Raw genomic sequence first — 24258 nt, forward strand, 5'->3', positions numbered from 1 at the left:
CGACGAATCTTCACAGCGTTCTGAGGCGAAATCCACGCCGGTTCGGCGTGAGGCTGGAGGCACAGCACCGCCCACCCGCCGAGCGAGGAGAACCCATGACCACCGCCGCAGGCCCCCGCCAGACCCGCCGCACCCGCCAGGCCGCGCTGCTCGACGACGTCGAGACCGACCTCGCCGGGCTGTCGACGGACCGGTCGCCGGGGCAGCGAGGCGGCACGGCCGACCCTCGTCCGCGCGACGCGCGCGCCTGGGTGCGGGAGATCGCGACCCTCACCGAGCCGGACGCGATCGTCTGGTGCGACGGCTCCGCGGCGGAGAAGCAGCGCCTCACCGACCTCCTCGTGGACGCCGGGACGCTCCTGCCCCTCGACCCGGAGCTGCGCCCCGGGAGCTACCTCGCGCGCTCCGACCCGAGCGACGTCGCGCGTGTCGAGTCGCGCACGTTCATCTGCTCGCGCGAGGAGGTCGACGCCGGCCCGACCAACAACTGGCGCGAGCCGGACGCCATGCGCGCCGAGCTCCGCGGCGTGTTCGAGGGTTCGATGCGCGGCCGCACGATGTACGTCGTCCCGTTCTCGATGGGCCCGGTGGGCGGCCCCATCTCCCAGGTCGGCATCCAGGTCACCGACTCGCCGTACGTCGTCGTCAGCATGGGGATCATGACGCGCGTCGGGACGGCCGTCATGGACCTCATCGACGCCGGCGCCGCGTTCGTCCCGGCCGTGCACTCGGTGGGCGCGCCGCTCGTCGACGACACCGGGGCGGTCTCCGAGGACGTGCCGTGGCCGTGCAACGACACGAAGTACATCGTCCACTTCCCGGAGACGCGCGAGATCTGGTCGTACGGCTCCGGGTACGGCGGCAACGCCCTCCTCGGCAAGAAGTGCTTCGCGCTGCGCATCGCCTCCGCGATGGCGCGCGACGAGGGCTGGCTCGCCGAGCACATGCTGCTCATCCGCGCGACGTCGCCCGAGGGCCGGGCCTACCACCTCGCCGCGGCCTTCCCGTCCGCGTGCGGCAAGACCAACCTCGCGATGCTGCGACCGACGATCCCCGGCTGGACCGTCGAGACCATCGGCGACGACATCGCGTGGCTGCGCCCCGGCCCCGACGGCCGCCTGCGCGCGATCAACCCCGAGGCCGGCTTCTTCGGCGTCGCGCCCGGCACCGGCGTCGAGACCAACCCCGCCGCCGTCGAGACGTTCGCGCGGGACACGATCTTCACGAACGTCGCGCTCACCGACGACGGCGACGTCTGGTGGGAGGGCCTGACCCCCGAGCCGCCCGCGCACCTGATCGACTGGACCGGCCAGGACTGGACGCCCGACGCCGGCCGCCCCGCCGCGCACCCGAACTCACGGTTCACCGTCTCCGCGGCGCAGTGCCCGACGATCGCCGACTCCTGGGAGGACCCCGACGGCGTCCCGATCGACGCGATCGTGTTCGGCGGGCGCCGCGCGACCAACGTCCCGCTCGTCGCGCAGGCGTACGGCTGGGAGCACGGCGTCTTCATGGGCGCCACCATCTCCTCCGAGCAGACCGCCGCCGCCGAGGGCACCGTCGGCGCTCTGCGCCGGGACCCGTTCGCGATGCTGCCCTTCTGCGGCTACAACATGGCCGACCACTGGGCGCACTGGCTCCGCGTGGGCGCCTCCCTCGACCCCGAGAAGCGCCCCAAGATCTTCCAGGTCAACTGGTTCCGCAAGGACGCCGACGGCCGGTTCCTCTGGCCCGGGTTCGGCGAGAACGCGCGCGTCGTCGCGTGGATCGCGGCACAGGTCGACCGCTCGCGCGGCGTCCGCACCGACAGCGGCGCCGTGAAGAGCCCCGTCGGCCTGCTCCCCGCGCCCGGCGCGCTCGAGCTCGGCGGCCTCGACCTGGACGACGCCGACCTCGACGCCCTGTTCGACGTCTCGCCCGAGCAGTGGCTCGCCGAGGCCGAGCTGACCGCCGAGTTCTTCGACACCTTCGGCAACCGCGTGCCCGACGAGCTCTGGGCACAGCTCGCGCGGCTGCGGGACCGGCTGGGCGCGTGACCGCGTGCGTCGGGGCCGTGCGCGGCTAGTGTCGGTCGCATGGTCGAACGACGCCCCTGGCAGTCCGAGGCCGACCTGCTGGGCAGGGCGGACGACGCCCACCCGACGGCCTGGTTCGAGCAGCTCTGGGCATCCGCAGCGAGCGGCACCGTGACGACACCGTGGGAGCACGACGACCCGCACCCCGCGCTGGTGGAGCGGGTCGTCGTCCCGCCGGACGGGGAGCACCGCACGGCGGTCGTCGTCGGGTGCGGGCTGGGCGCCGACGCGGAGCACCTGTCACGGCTCGGCTACGTCACGACCGCGTTCGACGTCGCGCCGTCCGCGGTCGCCGCCGCGCGCGACCGTCGCCCCGGGTCGGCGGTGACGTACGCCGTCGGCGACCTGCTCGACCTGCCCGCTGCGTGGCGCCGAGCCTTCGACCTGGTCGTCGAGGTCTACACGGTCCAGGCCGTGCACCGGGTCGTCCGCGCCGAGCTCACCGCCGGCGTACGCTCCCTCGTCGCGCCGGGCGGCACGCTCCTCGTGATCCAGGCCGTCGCCGACGAGCCCGACGACGACGGGCCGCCCTGGCCGCTCACCCGAGCCGAGATCGACGCGTTCGGCCAGGACGGGCTCGTCGCCGTCTCGGTCGAGCGGCTGGACCGGCCCGCGCCGGGCGGGCGCGGCCTGTGGCGCGCGGAGCTCCGCCGGGCGGATCAGTAGGCGGTGCCCATGAGCTCGCGGACCTCGGCCAGGGTGCGCTCGGCGATCGCGTTCGCGCGGGCGTTGCCCTCGCGCAGCACGTCGAGCGGGTCGGGCCCGTCCCCCGCGGCGAGGGCACGACGGCGGGCGCGCAGGGGACGCAGGTGCTCGACGAGCGCCTCGGTCACCACCTGCTTGAGGCGGCCCGCCCCGGCGGCACCGACCTCGTCGGCGAGCGCCTCGGGCGTCGTCCCGGCGGCGAACGCGCCCAGCGTGAGGAGGTTCGCGAGCTCGGGCCGGCGCTCGGGCTCGTACGTGACGTGCCGCTCGGAGTCGGTGCGGTGGCGGCGGACGAAGCGCGCGGTGGCGTCCTCGTCGTCGCGCAGCTCGAGCGCGTTGCCCGCGGACTTGCTCATCTTGCGCCCGTCGGTGCCGAGCACGGTGGGCGCGGGGGCGAGCAGGACGTCGGGCTCGGGGAAGTAGGGCTGCGCGGCGGCGTAGCGCTGGTTGAAGCGTCGTGCGACGGTGCGCGTGAGCTCGACGTGCGGGAGCTGGTCCTGCCCGCCGGGCACGAGGTTGCCGTGGCAGAACAGGATGTCGGCGGCCTGGTGCACCGGGTAGGTGAACAGCAGGCCGCTCATGGGTCGGCCCTGCCGTGCGGCGGCCGCGACGGCCTCGGCCTTGACGGTCGGGTTCCGCTCGATCTCGGCGGTCGTGACGAGGCTGAGGAACGGCAGCAGGAGCTGGTTGAGCGCCGGGACCGCGGAGTGCGCGAAGACCGTCGTGCGGGCGGGGTCGATCCCGGCCGCGAGGTAGTCGAGGACGACCTCGCGCACGGTGGCGCGCAGGTCTCCCGCGTCGTCGCGGTCGGTGATGACCTGGTAGTCGGCGACGACGAGCACGACCTCGACGCCGTCGTCCTGCAGCCGGACGCGGTTCGCGAGGGTGCCGAGGTAGTGCCCGAGGTGCAGCGCGCCCGTCGGGCGGTCGCCGGTGAGGACGCGGAAGCCGGACGGGTCGGTCGCGAGCCGGGCCTCGATCTGCGCGGACCGCTCGCGGGCCGCCGCGACGGACGCGGTCGACGCCGACAGCCCGGACGGCGTCGCGGACGGGAGGGCCGACGGCGCGGGGTCGAGGGTCGTGGTCATGGTGCTCTCCTTCGGTGGGGAGCCACGCACCACGCCCGGTCGAGGACCGGACCGGCCCGGACATGACGACGTCCCGGCTGCGGCGCGCAGCTCGGGACGTGGGCAGGACTGGTCACGGCTGCGGAGGCAGCCACCACCAGCTCTGCGTGATCATGCGTCCACCCTACGCCCGCCGCGCGGGCCGACGGCCCTCGGCGAGAATGGTCGGATGCCTGAGATCTCCGTCGAGAACGTCACCGGTCCCGTCGCCTACCACGCGGAGGGCCCGGTGTGGTGGCCGGGCTGGGGCGGCCTGCGGTACGTGGACATGCTCGCGGGCGACCTCCTCACGCTGCGGCCCGACGGCGGCGTCGACCGCCTCCACGTGGGCGACCACGCGGCCGTGGTGCGGCCGCGGACCGGGGGCGGGTTCGTCGTCGGGCTCGCGCGGTCGGTCGCGGTGGCGGACGGCGACGGCGCCCCCGTCCGCACGCTCGCGTCGCTCGTCGACGACCCGACGGTCCGCCTCAACGAGGGGGCGGCGGCGCCCGACGGCGCGTTCTACGTGGGCGGCCAGGCCGAGGGCGAGCGGCCGAGCGCGCTGTACCGGGTGGAGTCGGACGGGTCGTCGCGCGTCGCGCTCGACGGCGTCGAGGTGTCGAACGGGCTCGGGTTCTCGCCCGACGGGTCGCGGGCCTACTACGTCGACTCCGCGACGCGGCGGATCGACGTGCTCGACGTCGTGCCCGCCGCGGAGGACCCGCGCGGTCTCGTGCGGCGTCGCGCGTTCGTGGAGATCGACCCCGACGACGGCATGCCGGACGGCCTCACGGTCGACGCCGAGGGTGGCGTCTGGGTGGCACTGTGGGGCGGCGGGGCCGTCCGGCGCTACTCCCCCGACGGCACGCTCGACGCCGTCGTCCCGCTCCCGGTGTCGCAGGTGAGCGCGTGCACGTTCGGCGGCGACGACCTCGACCGGCTGTTCGTCACGACCTCGCGCCAGGGGCTGGACGACCCCGACGCGGACGAGGCCGCGTCGGGGTCGCTGTTCGTGGCGGACCCGGGGGTCCAGGGGCTCCCGGCCCTGCCGTTCGCGGGCTGAGCGTCCCCGCGGTCGTCAGCGGACGGCGTCGCGCACGCGCTGCTCGGCGCGGCCCAGGCCGTCGATCTCGAGCGTGACGACGTCGCCCGCGCGCAGGTAGGGGAAGCGCCCGGAGAGGGCCACGCCCTGCGGGGTGCCGGTGTTGATGAGGTCGCCGGGCTCGAGGACCATGTACTGCGACAGGTGGTGCACGAGGTAGGCGACGTCGAAGATCATGTCGGCCGTCGTCGAGTCCTGGCGGGGCTCGCCGTTGACCCAGGACCGGAGCCCGAGGTTCTGGACGTCCACCTCGTCGGCGGGGACGAGCCACGGGCCGAGCGGGTTGAACGTCTCGCAGCTCTTGCCCTTCGACCACTGCCCGCCGGAGACCTTCATCTGGTAGTCGCGCTCGGAGACGTCGTGCGACAGGGCGTAGCCCGCGACGTGGTCGAGCGCCTCCTCCGGGGACGACAGGTAGCGCGCCCGGCGGCCGATCACGACGCCGAGCTCGACCTCCCAGTCGACCGTCGTCGCCCCGGGCGGCACGAGCACGTCGTCGTGCGGGCCGACGACCGTGTTCGAGTGCTTCCAGAAGACGATCGGGACGTCGGGCGGCGTCGAGCCGGACTCGGCGGCGTGCTCCGCGTAGTTCATCCCGATGCAGACGACGGCCGTCGGCCGGGCGACGGGCGCGCCGACGCGCCGCTCGTCGGCGCCGTCGAGCACGGGCAGCGCGCCCGCGGCGAGCGCCGCGCGGACCCGGCCGACGCCGTCGGCCGCGAGGAACGCGCCGTCGATGTCGCGGGTGAGCGGGTCGAGGGAGTACACGACCCCGTCCTCGCGGACGGCGGGACGCTCCTGGCCGAGGGGGCCGAGTCGGACGAGCTGCACGGGTGGGTCTCCTAGGTCGGGGCGGGTGGCGCGGTTCCTCAGGCGAGGGCGCGCGCGTGGTCCGGGTTGACGATCGACGGCACGGGGCGGCCCGCGAGGAAGTCGACGGCGTTGCGCGCGGTGTGCACGGGGAGGTCCTGCATGGCCTCGGGCGAGAACCACGCGGCGTGCGGGGTGAGCAGCACGTTGTCGAGCGTGCGCAGGCGCGAGTCGGCGGGCAGCGGCTCGGTCGCGTAGACGTCGAGCGCGGCCGAGCCCACGTGGCCGGACGCGAGCGCGTCGGCGAGCGCGCCCTCGTCGACGAGCGGCCCGCGGCACGTGTTGACGACCCGCACGCCGGGCTTCGCGGCCGCGAGGGTGCGGGCGTCGAGCAGGTGGCGCGTCGACTCGGTGAGCGGCGCGTGCAGCGTGATGACGTCGGCGCGCGCGACGGCCTCGTCGATCCCCACGGCCTCGTGCCCGTCGGAGGCCACGGCCTGCGGGTCGACGAACGGGTCGTGCACGAGCACGCGGTAGCCGAGCGCGCGGGCGGAGCGCGCGACCTCGGAGCCGATCCGCCCGTACCCGATGACGGCGACGACGGTGCTGGACAGGCGCGCGGCGTGCTGCGCCGTCGGGGCCCACGTGCCGGCGCGCAGCGCGCGGTCGTAGGCGACGAGGCCGCGGTCGAGCGTGAGGATCATCGCGACCGTGTGGCTCGCGACCTCCTCGATGCAGTAGGTCGGGGTGTTGGCGACGGCGACGCCGCGCTCGGTGGCGGCCGCGACGTCGACCATGTCGTAGCCGATGCCCATGCGCGAGACCATGCGCACCCCGCCCGGGCCGGCGACGGCGTCGAGCACGCGGGCCGTGATCGGGGCCCACTGCACGACGAGCGCGGAGGGCGCGGACCCGCTCGCGGCGGCCTCCTCGACGGCGGCGATCACCTCGTCCTCGGTGCGCGCGGCGGCGCGCACGGCCCGCAGCCCGGCGGCGGTCAGGGTGTCCTCGCACGCGGTCCCGGGCAGGTCGCAGTCGGTGATGACGACGGTGTCGGCTGTCATGCAAGGAATGCTATAGCAAATAGCACCCTCGACCAACCCTCGGGCCGGTCGGATGCTATAGCGTGGGCTCATGACCCTTGCCCCGGACGGCGCCCGCCGCCGCCTCGCCCTCGTCACCGGCGCCAGCTCCGGCATCGGTGCCGCCACCGCCCTCCAGCTCGCGCGCGACGGGCACGACGTCTGGCTCACGTACACCGGCGGCGAGGCCGGCGCGCGCGCCACCGCGGCCCGGTGCGAGGCGGAGGGCGCCGCGACGCGCGTCTCGCGCCTCGACCTGCGCGACACCGCGTCCGTCGAGGCGCTCGTCGCCGAGGTCACCGACGCGTGGGGACGCCTCGACGTGCTCGTCAACAACGGCGGCGTGTGCCCCTACCGCGCGCTCGACGACATCGAGCTCGACGAGTGGGACCTCGTCATGGAGACCAACGCGCGCGGCACGTTCGTGCTGTCACGCGCCGCGCTCCCGCTGCTGCGCGCGGGCCGTCCGTCACCCGTCGGGGCCACGCTCACGCCCGACGAGCGGACCGCGCGCGACCGCGCGATCGTCAACCTCTCGTCCATCGCGGGCGAGCAGGGCGCACTGAAGACCGGCGTGCACTACGCCGCGAGCAAGGCCGCGATCCTCGCCATCACGCGCTCCTTCGCGCGCATCCTCGCGAGCGAGGGCATCCGCGTGAACGCCGTGACCCCCGGCCCCGTGACGAGCGCCATCACCGACCAGCTCGCCCCCGACGCCCGCGCCGGGCTCACCGCGTCCATCCCCCTCGGGGACTTCGGCACGCCCGACGACGTCGCCTGGGTCGTCGCGTCCCTCGCCTCCCCGCGCGCCGGGTTCGTCACGGGCGCGACGTACGACGTCAACGGCGGCGTCCGGATCGACTGACCGCCGGTCCGCCGCACCACTCGCCCACCCTGCCCGAGGAGGCACCCATGAGCACGTCCCCGTCCGCCGTCGTCACCGCCCAGGTCGACGCCTTCAACGTCCGTGACCTCGACGGCTTCTGCGCGACCTACGCGCCCGACGCCGTCGTGAGCGGCGTGACCCCCGAGCCGATCGTCGGCCGCGACGCCCTGCGCGCGTTCTACGCGAGCCGGTTCGAGGACACCGCGCTGCACTGCGTCATCGACGCGTCCGTGACCTTCGGCGACCGCTGGCTCGTCGCGCGCGAGCTCGTCACGACGTCGAACGGCACCGGCGAGACCATCGCGACGTTCGAGGTCCGCGACGGCCTCATCACCCGCGCGAGCATGGTCAAGGGCTGAGGCCCTCGGTCTACCGGTCACCCTCGCGGCGGCGTCCCACCGCGCCGGGGCGAGCGATCTTCTGCGCCTGCAGGGGCGGGCGCGCGGCCTCGATCCGGTGCCTCACGCCAGGCCGAGGTCAGCCTTGACCTGTTCCCAGGGCACCGCGGGCCCCCATGCCGCTCAGCTCGTCGCGAGCGGCCTTCGCGGCGCGGAGGTCTACCAGGTCGTCGGCCGCGTTCACCAGGCCGGCGAGGTCGTCCGCCTCACACGCTGCTGCGCGGCTCCCGATGTTCACCCGCCGAGATGAGCGCCTCGCTCTGTCGCCGGCCGCGACAGCGCACTAGGCTCCCCGCAACCTTTCGCAACGGCACGACCAGGGGGAACTCACTGTGGAGATCGGCGAACGACTGGCGTCATTGGCGACGAAGATCCAGCAGCAGAAGGCGACGATCGGCACCGAGGAAGCGACGAAGAACGCGTTCGTCATGCCGTTCATCTCGTTGGTCCTCGGGTACGACGTCTTCAACCCGAACGAGGTGATCCCCGAGTTCACGGCGGACGTCGGAACGAAGAAGGGCGAGAAGATCGACTACGCGATCGTCAAGGACGGCGAGCTCCAGATGCTCGTCGAGGCGAAGACGATCGGGTCCCCGCTGAGCCTGAACCACGCCTCCCAGCTGTTCCGCTACTTCGCGACGACCAACGCCCGGATCGCCATCCTCACGAACGGGCAGCACTTCCACTTCTTCACCGATCTCGACAAGCCCAACCGCATGGACGAGAAGCCCTTCCTCCAGCTCGACCTGCTCGACCTGGACGAGACGCTCATCCCTGAGGTGCAGAAGCTCACGAAGGACACATTCGATCTGGAGTCCGTCGTCAGCGCCGCGGAGGAGCTCAAGTACATCGGCGCTCTGAAGCGTGCGCTCGCCGCTCAGTTCCGCGAGCCGGACGACGAGTGGATCAAGGCGCTCACGAACCGGGTGTACGACGGCTCGTTCACGCAGAAGGTGAAGGAGCAGTTCAGGACTCTCGTTGCCAAGGCGATGAAGCAGTTCCTCGCCGACCAGGTCAACGACAGGCTGAAGGCGGCGCTCGGTGGCCAGGCGTACCCGGACGCGGGCAGCGTGCCGATGACCGGCACCGAGGCAGCACAGGAGAGTGTTGCCGAAGCGACGCGCCCCGACGACCGGGGTATCGAGACCACCCTCGACGAGATCGAGGGCTATCAGATCATCCGCGCGATCGCGTGCAGCGAGGTCTCACCGGCCCGGATCGTGCATCGTGACACCAAGAGCTACATGGGTGTCCTGCTGGACGACAACAACCGCAAGCCGATCGCGCGCCTGCACTTCAACACCGGGCAGAGGTATCTCGGGCTGTTCGACGAGAACAAGGTCGAGACGCGGCACCCGATCACGTCCCTCGACGAGATCTACGAGCACGCCGAGCACGTGCGCAAGACCGTCCACAACTACCTCTAGAGGGTGTGACGGACCGCCCCGCGTCGGTGATCCCCCCGGTCAGGCGAGGCCGTAGCGCGCGTCGAGGTCGGGGTCGTGGGGCGGGTTGCCGAACGACGCGGTCCAGGCGCCGTCGGCGGCGATCGACTGGCCGGACACGTAGCCGGCCTCGTCGGACAGCAGGAACGCGACGAGGGCGGCGATCTCCGCGGACTCGGCGATGCGCCCGAGCGGCGGGCCCTCGGCGAGCGCGCGCTCCTCGGCTGCCGGGTCGGCCGCACGGGCGATCTGCGCATCGAGGTGCGGGGTGCGCACCCCGCCCGGCGCGACGGTGTTGGCGCGGACGCCGTACCGCCCGTACGTCACGGCGACGGAGCGCGCGACCGCGTCGATGCCGCCCTTGGTCAGCTCGTAGGCGGCGTGGTCGGCGAACGCCGCGCGGCCGTGGATCGAGCCGATGTTGACGATCGATCCGCCGCTCACCTGGTCGGTGAACGCCTCGACGGCGGCGGCGCAGCCCCAGAGGTAGCCGAGGCCGTTGATCTCGACGACGTCGCGCGCGTCCTGCTCGACCTGCGCCGCCCGCTCCGGGTCGGCGAGCGCGTGCAGCGGCGTGCGGACGGTGATGCCCGCGTTGTTCACCCATCCGGCGAGCGGCGCGAGGTCGCGCGCGGCCCGCGCGGCCTCGCGGTGGGTCTCGCGGTCGCGCGAGTCGCCCAGCACGACGGCGGCGCACACCCCCTCCTCGACCGTCCCCGAGCCGGGGGTGCGCTCCAGCCCGACGACGGTCCACCCGTCGGCGGTGAGGCGCGCGGCCACGGCGCGGCCGATGCCCTTGCCGCTGCCGGTGACGACGGCGCTGCGGTGCTCGCTCGCGGGTCCGACCACAGGTCCGGTCACGGGGTGGCCTCCAGGTCGAAGCGGTCGGGGTCGAGCGTGAAGCCCAGGCCGGGCGCGTCGGGCGGGGTGGCGTGGCCGCCGTCGAGAACGGGACCGCCGCGCACGAGCAGCGGCGCGGGGTCGTAGGGGTTGCCCGCGGGCGAGCGGTCGAACGTCTCGACGCCGATGCCCGCCGCTCCGCCCAGGTGCACGCTCACCTCGGGGTACACGTGGCTGGACACGACCTTCCCCCGCGCGGCCCACGCGCGCACGAGCGGGTCGGCGGGCGTGATGCCGCCGATCGCGACGACGTCGACGCGCGGCACGTCGAGCGCGCCCCGCGCGTCGAGCCGGGCGAAGACCTCGGAGTCCGTCACCTCGTCGCCCACGGAGAGCGGCAGCTTGGACGCGTCGCGGACGCGCGCCGCGCCGGCCGCGTCCTCGGGCAGCAGCGGGTCCTCGAGCCAGGCGAGCGCGGGCGCGCTCTCCCCCGCCGCGCCCGTGACGCCCCACGCGTCGAGGTCCGCGAGCGCCTCGTCGGCGTCGCGCCAGCCGAAGCCCACGTCGACGACGACGCCGCTGCGCCCCGCGACGGTCGGACGGCCGGTGACGTCGGGCAGCTCGGCGCGCAGGATCGCGAGCAGGTCGCGCATGAGGGCGCGGTCGGGCGAGCGCGAGATCTTCAGCAGCGGCCACCCGGCGCGCGCGTGCGCGAGCACCTCCTCCGCGACGTCGCGCGCGGTGCGGCCGGGCGTCGGGTACGCCGCGACGAGGATCGCGGGGCGTGGCACCGCGACGGCCACGGACGAGACGTCACGAGGGCTCCCGGCGACAGCACGTGACGGAGCGTCCCTGTCGCCGCCGACACCCGGCTCCGCGGACCCGGCGAGGTCCGCGCCGTCGTCGAGCAGGGACCACACCGGACGCCCGGCGAGCTGGCCCGCGAGGTCCCACAGCGCGACGTCGACCAGGCCGATCGCGCGCCGCACGAGGCCCACGCGGCCGACGATCGCGGACCCGCGCAGGGCCGCGTCCCACGCGGCGCCGACGCTCTGGCGCGCGGCGACGCCGTCGGACGCCACGACCTCGCGGCCCACCACGTGCGGGGCGACGAGCCGGTCCACGAGCTCGGCCATGGGCGCCTCGCGCGTGAGCGCGTACGACTCCCCGGCGACGGTGCGGCCGTCGTCCGTCTCGGCGACGACGCGCACGCCGACGTACTCGCGGCGCTCGACCGTCATCGCGCCGAGGCGCAGCGGCTGCGGCAGCGGGACGACCGTCGTCGCAGTGCGGACGGCGACGACGCGCGCGGCGGGCACCGCGCTCACTCCGGCTTCTTGGCGAGCGGCACGCCGTAGTCGACGAGGAACCCGCCGTCGACGTAGACGGTCTGGCCGACCATGTACGCGGCCTGGTCGGACACGAGCCAGCTCACCGCGTTGCCGATCTCCTCCGGCTGGGCGAGCCGGCGGGCGGGGATGCGCGCGAGGATCGTCTCCTCCGAGAGCGTGCCCTGGGCGACGCCCTGGCGGAACACGCCCGTGTCGATGTACCCGGGCGCGACGGCGTTGACCCGCACGCCGCGCGCGGCCCACTCGGCGCCCGCGGTCGCGGTGAGCCCGACGACGGCGGCCTTGGTCGTGGAGTACGGGGCCCGACCGGCGGAGCCGCGGGCCGAGACGGACGAGATGTTGACGACGGCGCCCCGGCCGGCCGCGAGCATGTGGCGACCCGCCGCCTGGAGGCACGCGAAGACGCCGTGCAGGTTGACGTCCACGACGGCCGACCACTCGTCCCACGTGAGGTCCTCGAGCGCGCGGTGGCGCTGGATGCCCGCGTTGTTGACGAGCGCGTCGATCCCGCCGAACCCGTCCGCGAGGTCGTCGAACGCGGCGCGCACGGCGGCGTGGTCGGTGACGTCGAGCGGGGCCCACACGAGTCCCGGCACGTCGGGGACGGCGCCGAGGTCGAGCGCGGGGAGGTCGTGCTGCACGACGTCCGCGCACACGACCCGGAACCCGTCGGTCGCGAGACGCTCGGCGACGGCACGGCCGATGCCGGCCGCTCCCCCGGTGACGACGGCGAGCGGGACGCGCGGGGCGTCGGGGGCGGGGGTGGTCACTGTTCCTCCTCGGGGACGGGACGGGTCGGGGGTGCGACGGGTCGTGGCGCGCCGACGCCGGGGGGCCAGGCGGCGGCGCCGACGAGCACGTCGTCGACGACGACGCACGCGTGCCGCTCCAGGCGTTCGAGCGAGCCCAGCGCGAGCGGCGACTGCCACGCCTGGTAGGCGCCGACGTCGTACGCCTCGCGCGTGGGCAGGTAGACGAAGCCGGGGCCGTTGGTGAGGTTCGCGACGACGACGGGCCGCGTCCCGGCGTGGGCACGCACCGTGCGCTGGAGGCGCGAGTACGCCTCGCCGGGGTGCGCGACGAGCAGCGCCTCGCCGACGCGCCACACCCACGTGGGGTGCTGGACGGTCGGGCCGGTGACGTAGCCGTCGCGCAGGTTCCGCGCGCGGCGCAGGCGCTCCTCGCGTGAGCGCGGGTCGATGCCGGCCCACTCGGCCTCGAGCTCGTCCCACGTCGGGAGGTCGCGCAGGTCGAGCGTGACGGGCTCCGTCACGGCGGCGAGCGTCCGGGCGTCGGGCCGTGCGGCGGTGCCGGTGCCGGTGCCAGGGAGCGCGGCCGACGGCGCGGGCTCCCAGACCGCGAGCGGCGCGCCGGACTCGACGACGTGGGTCAGCTCCAGCTCCGTGCCCGGCGGCGGGAGCTCCGCGAGCGCGGCGAGCACCGCGTGGCCGAGCGAGGTGCCGTGGCGGTCCGCGACGGCGGTGTCGCCCGTGTACTGCTCGCGCGGGGCGAGCTCGCCCGACGCCCCCTGGAGGAACGCGACGGGGGCGCCCGTCTCGCGCTCGACGAGGTCGCGCATCGCGCCGACGTAGTCGGGCGAGACGAGCCGGTTCTGCCACGCGAGCGTCGTCGGGTGGCACGCGTAGTTGACGATCGTCGCGAGGGTGACGTGCTCGCCCGCGGGCGCGGCGCCGTCGGGCCGGGGGTCCGCGGCGCGCGCGGGGCGCGCCGTGAGCCGCCCGACGACGACCGTGTCGTCCGCGGGGTCGGCACCGGGCGAGCGGGGGGTGCCGGCGTCGGGGTTGAAACCGACGAGCGGCCGGGGCGGCGTGCTCTCCGCAGCGGCTCCCGCGGTCGTCCCCGCCTCCCCGCCGGCGCAGCCGTCGAGCAGGGCCTCGCGGTTCGACGCGAGGCCGCAGCGGCCGGTCGTCCACTCGAGGGTCGCGGGCCGGAGGGACGCGATCGCCTCCACGGCGGCGTCGGCCGCGGCGCGGGCGAGGTCGTGCAGATAGGTGACGCCGCGGTCGCCGCCCGGGAGGTCGGCGTCGCCCGAGCACAGGACGGGCCCGGCGTGCGTGTGCGAGAGCGAGACGAGCAGGCGCTCGACGGGCAGCCCGGTCGCGTCGAGGACGGTCGTGCGCAAGGTCGCCTCGTCGTCGACCCGGCGCCACCACGTGCCGTCGATCGTCACGAGCACGAGGGGCTCGGCGGCGGCCCCGCGGCCGGGGCGCTCCTCCGCGAGCGCGACGGCGGTCAACGTCATCGCGCGGTGGGCGCCCTCGGTGACGTCCCAGTCCGCCGGGCCCCAGTTGCGCGCCCGGATGCCCGGGGCGGGCGTGACGTCGCGGACGGCGACGCCGGCCAGGCCGACGAACGCGGGGACGGGGGCCCGCGTGTGCAGGGCGACCATCGCACCTCCTCTGGGCTCGGGAGTGCCGATGCTATAGCATGTTGTCTTGTCGAGACGCCCCCGGGACGGCACCGTGGCCGCTATCCTTCAGCGGCGCCCGACCCTCGACGATCCGAGCCCGCCGCCCCCACGACACCACGGAGAAACCATGGCGCTCAAGAGCGTGCCGGACCAGAACGTCGCCGACCGCGTCACGGTCGAGCTGCGCGAGGCGATCTTCAGCGGCGACCTCGCGCCGGGCGAGCGGCTCGTCGAGCGCAAGCTCGCCGAACGCCTCGGCACGAGCCACATCCCGGTGCGCGAGGCGCTCACGCGCCTGACCCAGGAAGGCCTCGTCGAGCGGCTCCCCCACCGTGGCGCGCGCGTCGCCGCGCTCACGAGCCGCGACCTGGAGGAGATCTCGAGCCTGCGCACCCTGCTGGAGCAGTTCGCCGTCGTGCGGGTCCAGGACGCCTGGGACCCGGCGAAGGAGGCGAAGCTGCGCAAGACGGTCCAGCAGATGGTCCAGGCGGCGGAGAAGGGCAGCAACGCCCGCGTGTTCGAGCTCGACCGGCGCTTCCACGAGCAGCTCTGGGAGATGGCCGACCACCGCATGCTCATGACGCTCAACGCCCAGCTCCGCAGCCGCATCACCGGGTTCCTGCGCGCCGCGAACGCCGCGCTCGAACCCGAGGCGCGCGTCGCGCACGCGCGCACCCACGACCTCATCGTCGACGCCATCGCGGGCGGCGACCCGGACACGGCCCAGCGCGTCATGGCCGAGCACATCGGCGAGGCCGCCGCGCGCCTCGCGAGCCACACGGACGACGACGCCGAGCCCGCCGCGGCGAACGGCTGACCGCCGCAGCGTCCGCGCAGCGGCTCACGCGAACCCCGGCCGCCTAGGGTCGCGGGATGGACATCGTGCGCGCCGCCGAAGCGTTCGCCGCCTGGGCGCGGACGCATCCCCAGGACTTCGGCGAGTGGGAGACGGACTACGAGGAGTGGCTCGTGGCGTACGACTGCGCCCGGGCCCTCCTCGACGACCGGCCCTTCCCGGAGTGGAACGACGCAGAGAAGAGCTCCTTCCTCTCTCTGCTGGCGCGTGACAACGAGGTCGAGGAGCTGGCGGACCTGCTCTCCGAGCACCCGGCGACGCTGGCCGGCGTCGCCGAGCACGTCTGCGCCGCGCCGGAGTCCACGGAACCCGACGCACGGTGGCAGATCGCGGCCTGTCTTCCCGCCATCGGGCCTGACGCGACCCCGCTGCTCCTGACGCTCTTCGCCGACGACGACGAGTACGTCCGGCGTCGCGCGCTGCTGTCGCTCGGCACGCTCCGGGCACCGCCCGCGGAACGGTGCGCCGTCGCCGCGTGGGAGTCCGGTCTCGAGCACCAGCGGATCGTGGCGCTGCACGTCCTGCACGAGGTGGGCTCACCCCGGTTCGCGACGTACGCGGCGCTCGCGGCAGACGACCCGCGCCCGTCCGTCCGGCAGGCGGCCCATCGGCTCGGCTGATCGCAGGCGGGCAGGAGCCCGGATGGCGGCACCGCCGCCATCCGGGGCGTTCGTGCGCGCCCAGCCCGGCCCGCACGGTCCGTCGCGTCGCACGCCGACGGTCGTCCCGCGACCCTACTTTTGCTATAGCATCCCGTCAACACCGGCCCGGACCCTGGACCTCCATGCACCTGCGCACCGCCACGCCCGACGACGTCCCCGCGCTCTACGCCCTGTGGGGCCGTGCGTTCGACGCGCCGCTCATGGTGCCGGTCTACGAGACGGACGACGGCCGGCTCGACCGCACGCACGTCGCCGTCGACCCGGACGCCGGCCGCGTCGTGGGCTCGGTGTACTGGACCCCGCGCGAGCTCGGCGGGCCCGACGGCAGCGCCCTGCGGGCGGGCGGGGTCGCGAACGTCGCGACCGCCCCCGAGGCGCGGGGACGGGGCCTCGTCCGCGCGCTGCTCGCGCGGGCCGTCGAGCAGATGGAGCAGGACGGCGCGGACGTCGCGCTCCTGTTCACCGGCACCCCGGACGTCTACGGGTCGAGCGGCTTCGAGACGTTCGACATGCCGCTCCTGCGCGGCGCGCCGCGTCCGGTCGACGAGCCGGACCCCGGGCACGACGACCTCGACGACGACGGGCTCCCGACGGGTGCCGCGCCGTCGGACCTCGTGGGCGACGCCCCCGTGCGGACCCGCACCGAACGCCTGCCCGGCGTCCCGTGGCCCGCGTGGTCGGTCGCGCTGCGGTGGGAGCAGCTCGCCGCGCTGCACGACGCGTTCGACACCGTGGCGGACGGGCCGCGCCCTCTCGCCGTCCGACGCACCGCCGAGCACTGGGAGCGGCGCATCCCGCTCTGGTACTCCGGCGCCGAGGTGTTCACCGCACGGGCGGCCGACGGGGAGGTCGTGGGCTACCTCGTCCTCGAGCCCGAGCCGGACGTGCTGAAGGTCCGCGAGCTCGGCGTCGACCCGGCCTCGGACCGCGCGCACGACGTCGTCGACGCCCTCGCGCGCACCATGCTCCACCGCGCGCACCTGCACGGCTCCCCCGCCGTCGAGGTGCGCCTCCCCGCGCACGCCCTGACCGACCGCTTCGCCGCCGCGGTGCTCGACGCGCCCGTCGCCGCGACCGACACGACCGGCATGCTCCGGCCCGTCCGCGCGGCGGCCGACGTCGTCGCGCACCTCCGCGACGCCGCCGCGGCCGGGGTGGCCTTCCACTGGCCCGGCGACTACCTGTGACCGGCTGACCCACCCCTCGAGGTAGAGCCCCGGTCCGCCGAGGTAGAGCCGCAGGTCAACGAGGTAGAGCAGCAGTTCGCCGAGGTAGAGCCATGGTGGGCCGAAACGGAGAACCCCGCTCTGGTGCCCGACGGCGCGTGCTCAGGACGGTGGGATCGGTCCAGGTCGTCGCTGTCCACGCATGCGACATTTCCGTGTCGCAGCATGGCACCGCTACGTCGATCAGGCGGTCCGGGCGCGTCCAGGTCGCCTCACGCCCGCGTTTCGCCTGCTCGACCCGCCGGGACGGCCTGGTCGACGAGGCGCCGGGCCGCCACAGGGGAGCCCCCAAGGCCCGGCGGTCGCCGAGTGGCGGGCGGACATGGAGGTGAAGAGGCGATCGAGCCGGGCCTCCCGGACCACGACCCCCAGACCGACCGACGGCGCGCCGACCCAAGCCCGCGCGCGCCGCGGGTCCACCGCGGCTCTACCTCGCGCAACCACGGCTCTACCTCGCGCGACCGGAGTTCTACCTCGCGCAACCACGGCTCTACCTCGCGCGACCACGGCTCTACCTCGGCGCGGCCTGCGTGCCGAGCTCCGCCTCGGTTCAATTGCTATGGCAATCGTTCTTGCTCGACAACCGCTCTGACCTGCGCCGACGCCTTTCGATCTGCCCTTGACGATGCCATAGCATCCCGCTACTCTCCGAGAGTCCGGTTCACCGTCGCAACGACGCGCACGAACCCGCTGACCCCCGACCCAGCACCGGAACCGCACGACCCCCGCAGCACCGCTCCCCCGGAACACCCCGCAGCCCCGGGCCGCCGGAGCCACCGCGTCGCCCGCCCGCACGGCGTCCTCCCGACGTCACGAAGGGTGCCCCCGTTGTCCACTCCCCGATCCCAGACCCGCCCCGCGTCCGACGACCTCGGCGCGACCGACCCCACGACCGCCGAGGCGGCGTCACCCTCGCGCCGCCACCTGCTGCGCGTCGCCGGCATGGCCTCGCTCGCCGCGGGCGCCGTCGCGCTCGGCACCGGCAGCGCGCACGCGGCGCCCCTCGTCGGCACGCTCCCCGCGGGCAAGAACGACACGCCCGACGACGAGGTCCTCGTCGCCGCCTCCGTCGCCCAGCTCACCGGCTGGAAGGCCAAGAAGCTCGACGACGGCGCAGTCGCCCAGCTCCTCGGCCACGCGACCCCGGGCGACGGCGCGGCCCGGCTCCTGCGCTACGACGCGAGGTCCACCGCGACCCCGAACGGCGGCACCGTCCTCGCCCCCAGCGACGCCGGTGCCACGGGCCGCTGGCACACCCTCCACACCGGCACCGGAGACTTCCGCTGGTTCGGCCTCTTCGACCCCGACACCCCCGCCGACGACGCCCTCGACGCCCTCGTGAACGACCCCAGCATCACCCGCATCGAGGCCCACACGGACCTCAACTTCACCCGCCGCCACACCTACACGCGCTCGAACCTCGAGCTCGACTTCGGCGGGCACACGGTCACGACGGAGGGCATCGAGCGCAACGCCCACGACAACCCGTTCGGGGCGGTCCTGTTCTTCCAGAGCCGCGTGACCGACGAGACGCAGCAGCGCACCCTCGCCGCGACGCTCCCCGACCTCGCGGACGTCTTCGAGGTCGCGGACGCGGGCGCGTTCGCCGTCGGGCAGTGGTGGGCGCTGCGCTCGGACGAGCGCCCGGGCGGCGGTGGGGACGAGCGTGAGCTCCAGCGCCTCGTCCAGGTCACGCAGGTGCTCGACGCGTCGCACGTGCGCGTCGACTACAAGAACGGCTGGGAGCTGCCCGCCGGGCGGGTGCTCACCTGGACGCGCGTCGAGCCCGTCGAGCAGGTGCACGTGCGCGCGATGACGTTCCACGGGTCCGGGCCCTTCGACGGCCCGGCGAACGGCGAGCTGCCCGACGACCGCGAGATGACCGGCTCCCACCCCGTCGCGTTCGAGTACGCGGTGCGCTGCGACGTCTCGGACGTGCACGGCCACCGCACGTGGTGGCCGGTGATCATGCGGCGCTGGAACACCCACTTCGTCACGGAGCGGTGCTCGGTCGCCAACCCGCCGACGGTCTTCTACGGCGGCGCCGGCTACCTCACGCAGCAGATCTACTGCCTCTACGGGCGGGTCTCCGACTGCACGAGCCACAACGCGCGGCACCTCAACGACCTCACGGCGTCTGCGTACTGCCTCGTGGAGAACTGCCACGGCGACGGGGACGACCAGGGCGGCAACCCGTTCACGACCCACGGCCAGTACGAGCACGACCTCGTGTTCGTCGGCAACAGCGGGCTCATGGACATCGCCAACTCGGGCGGTCAGTGGGGCACGGCGGCCAAGCGCATCACGGTCAAGCACCACACGTGCTCGTGGTTCGTCGCGGGCACCAAGATCACGGACCTCACGCTCGAGGACGTGCACGTCGTCGCACGGTCGACGTTCGACCCGCAGGCGACGCTCACGATCAACGCCGACGGCGCACAGGTGCGCGGCTGCACGGCCGGCTTCTTCGCCGTCGGGCAGCGGTCGTCGCTGTCGCGGCGCCCGACGGTCGTCGAGGACTGCGCGTTCGCGCTGCCTGCGGGGTCGGTGCTGCACCAGACGCCGGTGACGAACCCCGTGCACTTCGTGCGCACCCGCATCACGGGCGTGGACGGCACGATCCTGCGCGGCGCCGGCCCCGTGACGTTCACCGACTGCGAGCTCGTCGGCGGCACGGACGACGCCCCGGCCGCGCCGGTCGACCTCGGCTCGGCGGACGTGACCGTCACGGGCGGGTCGTGGCAGGGCGTGGGCGTGCGGCTCAGCGGCGCGCGCGACCAGCGGCTCGTGCTCGACGGCGTCCGGGCCGCGGGCACGACGACGGCCGGGGCCCTCGTCTCGCGCGGCACCGGCGCGGGTGCCGTGGACGTCACGCTCCGCGGCGCCGACCTGCGGGCCGCCGACGGCACCGCGCACGTCGCCCTGCGCCCCGGGGACCGCTACGCCGCGACCGGGTCGCGGTTCACGGGCGGTCGCCTCGACCTGCCCGACGGCGTGCGCGTCCTCCATGCGCGCAACGTCGAGACCGGCGTCGACCGCGCGGGCCTGCCGACCGCGGGCGACGGCGTGCTCGTCGACGCGAACCTCACCGTGTGACCCGCCCGGGTGACGCCCGGGCACCTGATCCCCCTCCCCACCGACACCCGCGCCGTCGCGCCGGGCCGACGAAAGGACACCCCATGACCCTCGAGACCACGACCGAGCCGACGACGGCCGCGCCGGGCGAGGCCGCCCAGGCGCCCTCGCGGCGCCACCTGCTGCGCGTCGCCGGCATCGCCTCCCTCGCCGCAGGCGCCGTCGCGCTCGGCACCGGCAGCGCCCACGCGGCGCCCCTCCCCGGCGCACCGCTCGCGACCAAGAAGGACGACAAGCCCGACGACGAGGTCCTCGTCGCCACCACCGTCGCCCAGCTCACCGGCTGGAAAGCCAAGAAGCTCGACGACGGCACCGTCGCCCAGGTCCTCGGCCACGCCACCCCCGGCGACGGCGCCGCGCGCCTCGTGCGCTACGACGCGAAGTCCACCGCCGCCGCCAACGGTGGCACCGTCCTCGCCCCGAAGGACGCGGGAGCCAAGGGGCGCTGGCACACGCTGCACACCGGCACCGGAGACTTCCGCTGGTTCGGCCTCTTCGGCCCCGACACCCCCGCCGACGACGCCCTCGACGCCCTCGTGAACGACCCCAGCATCACCCGCATCGAGGCCCACACGGACCTCAACTTCACGCGGCGCCACACGTTCACGCGCTCGAACCTCGAGCTCGACTTCGGCAACCACCTCATGACGACCGAGGGCATCGAGGACGCCGGGCAGGACGACCCGTTCGCGGCCGTGCTGTTCTTCCGCGGGAAGGTCACGGACGACGTCCGGAAGAACACCCTGACGGCGACGATGCCGGAGCTGCGCGACGACTACGAGGTCGCGGACTCGTCGCAGTTCGAGGTGGGCCAGTGGTACGCGGTCGAGGTCAACGCGCTCGCCGGCCGGTGGGAGCGCGAGCTGCAGCGCCTCGTCCAGATCACGCAGATCGTCGACGCCACCCACGTGCGCGTCAACTACAAGGCGGGCTGGTCGCTCGCGAAGGGCCGCACGCTCACGTGGACGCGCGTGGAGCCCGTCGAGCAGGTGCACGTGCGCAACCTCGCGTTCCGCGGCCGGCCCGACGGCGACCAGTACACGGGCTCGCACCCGATCGCCTACGAGTACGCGGTGCGCTGCGACGTGGAGAACGTGCACGGCGTCGCGACGTTCTGGCCGCTCGTCATGCGCCGCTGGAGCACGTTCTTCCGCACGGCGGGCTGCTCGCTGACCAACCCGGCGTCGGTCACGTGGGGCGGCGCGGGCTACCTGACGCAGCAGATCTACTGCAACTACGGGCACGTCGTCGACTGCCACACGACCAACGCGCGGCACCTCAACGACTGGACCGCGTCGTCGTACGGGCTCGTGGAGAACTGCCACGGCGACGGCGACGACCAGGGCCCGTTCGTCACGCACGGCCAGTACGAGCACGACCTCACGTACGTGGGGAACTCGGGGCTCATGACGTTCGCCAACTCGGGCGCGGCCTGGGGTGGCGCGGCCAAGCGCATCACGGTGACGCGGCACGTGTGCTCGTGGTTCGTCGCGCGCGTCAAGGTCACCGACCTCACGCTCGAGGACGTGCAGGTCATCCGCAAGGACGGCCTCGCGGGCTCGGGGATGCTGTGGGTCAACGCCGACGGCGTGCAGCTCCGCGGCTGCCAGGCCGACGACACCCTGATCATCTCCCAGGCCTCGGCGCTGTCGAAGCGGCCCAACGTCATCGAGGGGTCGCGCTTCGCGGTCCTGCCGGACACCGCGATCACCCAGGCGAACGTCACGAACCCGGTGCACCTCGTGCGCACGACCCTCAACGGGCTGAAGAACGCGTCGTTCGCCGGGAAGGGCGCCGTCGTCCTCGACGCGTGCACGCTCGAGGCGGCCGAGGGCGAGGGGACGGTGACGGTGAGCGGCGACCTCACGGTGCGCGGCGGCGTCGTGCGCAACGTCGCCCTCGTCGCGGCGGGCGCGGCCGACCAGACCGTCCGGCTCGACGGCGGCGCGCGGCTCGAGGGCAAGCCCGCGGGCGGGAGCTTCCTGCGCCGGGCGAAGGCGGACAAGCCGGTCACCTGGGCGCTCGACGGCGTCCGGAGCACCGCGCCGTCGGGCGACACTGGGCACGTGAACCTCGACGCCGGTATCAACAGCTGGTCCGCCACGGGCTCGACCTTCGCGGGCGGGACCCTGGCGCTCGCACCGTCCGCCCTGGGTGGCGACTCGTACGTCCTGCACAGCGGCAACGTCGAGCAGGGCGTCACCCGCACGGCGTTCCCCGACGACGGCGACCGCGTCGTCACGACGGGCAACCTCGTCGTCTGACGAGCCCCCTCGTGCCGCTCTCCGCACCGGGCGCGACCCGGCGCGGTGAGCACCGCACGAGGCGAGACGACGAAGGGGCCGGGGGTGGTGAGTGCGGGTCGTGGCGGGCCTGGCGGGAGCGCCGCGAGGAACGAGCCGCGCGGATGGTAGACCCGCACTCACCACCCCCGGCCCCGACCCACGTCGACCACCGCGCCGGTGCCGCAGCCGCGACGCGAAAGGTCACAACTCCGCATCGCGTCGTGCGCGAGTTAACACGAGCGCCGATCTGGCGTAACATCGGCATGGCAGGCTTGCTATAGCAAATAGCAAACGAGGCCTGCCAGGGGCGGGAGACCCCCGCCCCGCAGGACCATCGCAACGGAGCAAGGACCGCACACGTGACCCCCACCCCCCAGCCTGTCACCGTCGCCCTCGTCGGCGCCGGGAACCGCGGACAGACGTACGCGCGCTGGATCGCCGAGCACCCGGAACGCGCCCGTCTGGTCGCCGTCGCCGACCCTCGGGCGCACCAGCGCGGGCTCGTCGTCGACCAGGCCGTCGCGGCCCAGGTCGCCGCGGCCCAGACCGGCGGCCCCGCCGACCCGGCCGTCACGCCGGCCGCCACCACCGCCGCCGCGCTCGCCGCCGACACGTCCGCGCCCGCCGTCGGCCTGGGCGCGGCACTCCCGCAGGTCGCGGAGTTCGCCGGCTGGCAGGACCTCGTCGCCGCGGGCGACGCCGACCGGGCCGCGGGGGGCACGGGCCGGGTCGCGGACATGGTGATCGTCGCGACGCAGGACCGCGAGCACCGCGACCCAGTCGTCGCGCTCGCGCCGCAGGGGTACGCGATCCTCGTCGAGAAGCCGCTCGCGCCGAGCCCGGAGGAGTGCCGGGACGTCGTCGACGCGGTCGAGGCGTCGGGCGTGCTCTTCGGCGTCTGCCACGTGATGCGCTACATGCCGTACACGGACCTCGTGAAGTCCGTCGTCGACTCGGGCGTCCTGGGCGAGATCGTCAACGTCCAGCACCTCGAGCCCGTCGGCTGGTGGCACGACGCCCACTCCTACGTGCGCGGCCCGTGGCGCTCGGAGAAGACGTCGAGCCCGATGCTCCTCGCGAAGTCGAGCCACGACCTCGACTGGATCCGCTACGTCACGGGCAAGCGGATCGCGACGGTCGCGAGCTTCGGCTCCCTGAAGCACTTCCGGCCCGAGGAGCGGCCCGCGGGCGCGGCGGACCGCTGCCCGGACTGCCCGCTCGAGCCGACGTGCCCGTACTCGGCCCCGCGCCTGTACCTGTCGACGCTGCGCGAGAAGGGCCCGATCTGGCCGGTCTCCGTCATCACGGACGCGACCGACGAGGCGGGCGTCGTCGAGGCCCTGCGCACCGGCGACTACGGCCGCTGCGTCTACGCCTCGGACAACGACGTCGTCGACCACCAGGTCGTCGCCATGGAGCTCGAGGGCGGCGGCGCGGCGACGTTCACCATGACCGCGTTCTCCGAGCAGGACCACCGCAAGACCCAGATCTTCGGCACCCACGGGTGCCTCGACGGCGACGGGGAGAAGGTCCGCGTGACCGACTTCCGCGACGGCAGCGTCACCGTGCACGACGGCGGCCACCACGGCGCCACGAACGCCGCCGACGACCACGGCGGCGGCGACTCGGGGGTGATGGACGCGTTCGTGCGCGCCGTCGCGACGGGGGACCCGAGCCACGTCAGGTCGGGCGCCGTCGAGTCCTTGCAGAGCCACCTCGCCGTGTTCGCGGCCGAGGAGTCGCGCCACCGGCGCACCGTCGTCGACGTCCCGGCGCGCTGACGCGCCGGGCCCGACGACCGCACCACCACAGCACCACACCGCCCAGCAGCACCCCCACCCCCACCCGCCCACCCGGGCGGG

The 24258-nt window shown here is 74.4% G+C and carries 19 protein-coding genes; 12 read left to right on the forward strand and 7 right to left on the reverse strand.

From position 1 onward, the window contains the following. The first annotated feature begins 95 nt into the window (after positions 1–95). Together ABIE39_RS15875 and ABIE39_RS15880 are read left to right on the forward strand one after the other, a co-directional pair. Positions 96–2036 carry a phosphoenolpyruvate carboxykinase (GTP) gene (locus tag ABIE39_RS15875; RefSeq protein ID WP_209828417.1) on the forward strand — a complete coding sequence of 647 codons (1941 nt, stop codon included), beginning with the start codon at positions 96–98 and terminating at the stop codon, positions 2034–2036. Between the two features lie 39 nt (positions 2037–2075). Continuing rightward, positions 2076–2741 (forward strand): methyltransferase domain-containing protein, encoded by a 666-nt coding sequence (locus tag ABIE39_RS15880; RefSeq protein ID WP_175007672.1) that lies wholly within the window; start codon positions 2076–2078, stop codon positions 2739–2741. Here ABIE39_RS15880 and trpS read toward each other — a convergent pair. Next, positions 2735–3868, reverse strand: coding sequence for a tryptophan--tRNA ligase (gene trpS, locus ABIE39_RS15885; RefSeq protein ID WP_354052505.1), 1134 nt, complete (start codon positions 3866–3868; stop codon positions 2735–2737). The genes ABIE39_RS15880 and trpS overlap by 7 nt on opposite strands. 208 nt (positions 3869–4076) lie before the next feature. Between trpS and ABIE39_RS15890 the strand changes: the two genes are divergently transcribed. Then, positions 4077–4949 carry an SMP-30/gluconolactonase/LRE family protein gene (locus ABIE39_RS15890; RefSeq protein ID WP_354052507.1) on the forward strand — a complete coding sequence of 291 codons (873 nt, stop codon included), beginning with the start codon at positions 4077–4079 and terminating at the stop codon, positions 4947–4949. Positions 4950–4964: 15 nt separating this feature from the next. Here ABIE39_RS15890 and ABIE39_RS15895 read toward each other — a convergent pair whose 3' ends face one another. Both ABIE39_RS15895 and ABIE39_RS15900 read right to left on the reverse strand, forming a co-directional pair. Then, entirely contained in the window at positions 4965–5819 is an 855-nt protein-coding gene (locus tag ABIE39_RS15895; protein WP_354052509.1) for a fumarylacetoacetate hydrolase family protein, read from the reverse strand. 38 nt (positions 5820–5857) lie between these two features. Further along, positions 5858–6862 (reverse strand): C-terminal binding protein, encoded by a 1005-nt coding sequence (locus ABIE39_RS15900; protein ID WP_354052511.1) that lies wholly within the window; start codon positions 6860–6862, stop codon positions 5858–5860. A gap of 70 nt (positions 6863–6932) precedes the next feature. Between ABIE39_RS15900 and ABIE39_RS15905 the strand changes: the two genes are divergently transcribed. The 3 genes from ABIE39_RS15905 (at position 6933) to ABIE39_RS15915 (ending at position 9591) form a co-directional block, all read left to right on the forward strand. After that, a complete protein-coding gene (locus ABIE39_RS15905) occupies positions 6933–7745 on the forward strand; it encodes an SDR family NAD(P)-dependent oxidoreductase (RefSeq protein WP_354052513.1) in 813 nt (270 codons plus the stop codon). A gap of 47 nt (positions 7746–7792) precedes the next feature. Then, positions 7793–8125: a nuclear transport factor 2 family protein gene (locus tag ABIE39_RS15910; protein WP_021482951.1), complete on the forward strand. Its 333-nt coding sequence runs from the start codon at positions 7793–7795 to the stop codon at positions 8123–8125. A 371-nt stretch (positions 8126–8496) separates the two neighbouring features. Next, positions 8497–9591, forward strand: coding sequence for a type I restriction enzyme HsdR N-terminal domain-containing protein (locus ABIE39_RS15915; RefSeq protein WP_354052515.1), 1095 nt, complete (start codon positions 8497–8499; stop codon positions 9589–9591). Positions 9592–9630: 39 nt separating this feature from the next. Here ABIE39_RS15915 and ABIE39_RS15920 read toward each other — a convergent pair whose 3' ends face one another. Genes ABIE39_RS15920 through ABIE39_RS15935 form a run of 4 tightly spaced genes read right to left on the reverse strand, consistent with a single transcriptional unit; the run spans position 9631 to position 14211 of the window. Then, positions 9631–10470, reverse strand: coding sequence for an SDR family NAD(P)-dependent oxidoreductase (locus tag ABIE39_RS15920; RefSeq protein ID WP_354052517.1), 840 nt, complete (start codon positions 10468–10470; stop codon positions 9631–9633). Further along, the gene (locus ABIE39_RS15925; protein WP_354052519.1) at positions 10467–11777 is read right to left on the reverse strand and encodes an enolase C-terminal domain-like protein; all 1311 of its coding nucleotides are present in this window, start codon (positions 11775–11777) and stop codon (positions 10467–10469) included. The genes ABIE39_RS15920 and ABIE39_RS15925 overlap by 4 nt, the downstream gene beginning before the upstream one ends. Further along, complete coding sequence (locus ABIE39_RS15930) at positions 11774–12571, reverse strand: SDR family NAD(P)-dependent oxidoreductase (RefSeq protein WP_354052521.1); 798 nt, start codon at positions 12569–12571, stop codon at positions 11774–11776. Before ABIE39_RS15930 ends, ABIE39_RS15925 begins: the two co-directional genes overlap by 4 nt. Beyond that, positions 12568–14211 (reverse strand): hypothetical protein, encoded by a 1644-nt coding sequence (locus tag ABIE39_RS15935; RefSeq protein ID WP_354052523.1) that lies wholly within the window; start codon positions 14209–14211, stop codon positions 12568–12570. Before ABIE39_RS15935 ends, ABIE39_RS15930 begins: the two co-directional genes overlap by 4 nt. Positions 14212–14359: 148 nt before the next feature. Between ABIE39_RS15935 and ABIE39_RS15940 the strand changes: the two genes are divergently transcribed. From ABIE39_RS15940 to ABIE39_RS15965, 6 genes are all read left to right on the forward strand, one after another. Continuing rightward, positions 14360–15049: a GntR family transcriptional regulator gene (locus ABIE39_RS15940; RefSeq protein ID WP_061266641.1), complete on the forward strand. Its 690-nt coding sequence runs from the start codon at positions 14360–14362 to the stop codon at positions 15047–15049. 56 nt (positions 15050–15105) lie between these two features. Beyond that, positions 15106–15708: a HEAT repeat domain-containing protein gene (locus tag ABIE39_RS15945; protein WP_354052525.1), complete on the forward strand. Its 603-nt coding sequence runs from the start codon at positions 15106–15108 to the stop codon at positions 15706–15708. 164 nt (positions 15709–15872) lie between these two features. Then, positions 15873–16937 carry a GNAT family N-acetyltransferase gene (locus ABIE39_RS15950; RefSeq protein ID WP_354052527.1) on the forward strand — a complete coding sequence of 355 codons (1065 nt, stop codon included), beginning with the start codon at positions 15873–15875 and terminating at the stop codon, positions 16935–16937. An 867-nt stretch (positions 16938–17804) separates the two neighbouring features. After that, a complete protein-coding gene (locus ABIE39_RS15955; RefSeq protein WP_354052529.1) occupies positions 17805–20072 on the forward strand; it encodes a peptidase C14 in 2268 nt (755 codons plus the stop codon). 83 nt (positions 20073–20155) lie between these two features. After that, a complete protein-coding gene (locus tag ABIE39_RS15960) occupies positions 20156–22375 on the forward strand; it encodes a peptidase C14 (protein WP_354052531.1) in 2220 nt (739 codons plus the stop codon). Between the two features lie 380 nt (positions 22376–22755). Continuing rightward, a complete protein-coding gene (locus ABIE39_RS15965) occupies positions 22756–24177 on the forward strand; it encodes a Gfo/Idh/MocA family protein (protein ID WP_354052533.1) in 1422 nt (473 codons plus the stop codon). Positions 24178–24258 lie beyond the last annotated feature (81 nt).

The organism is Cellulosimicrobium sp. 4261, assembly GCF_040546915.1.
Classification (GTDB): Bacteria; Actinomycetota; Actinomycetes; order Actinomycetales; family Cellulomonadaceae; genus Cellulosimicrobium; species Cellulosimicrobium cinnabarinum.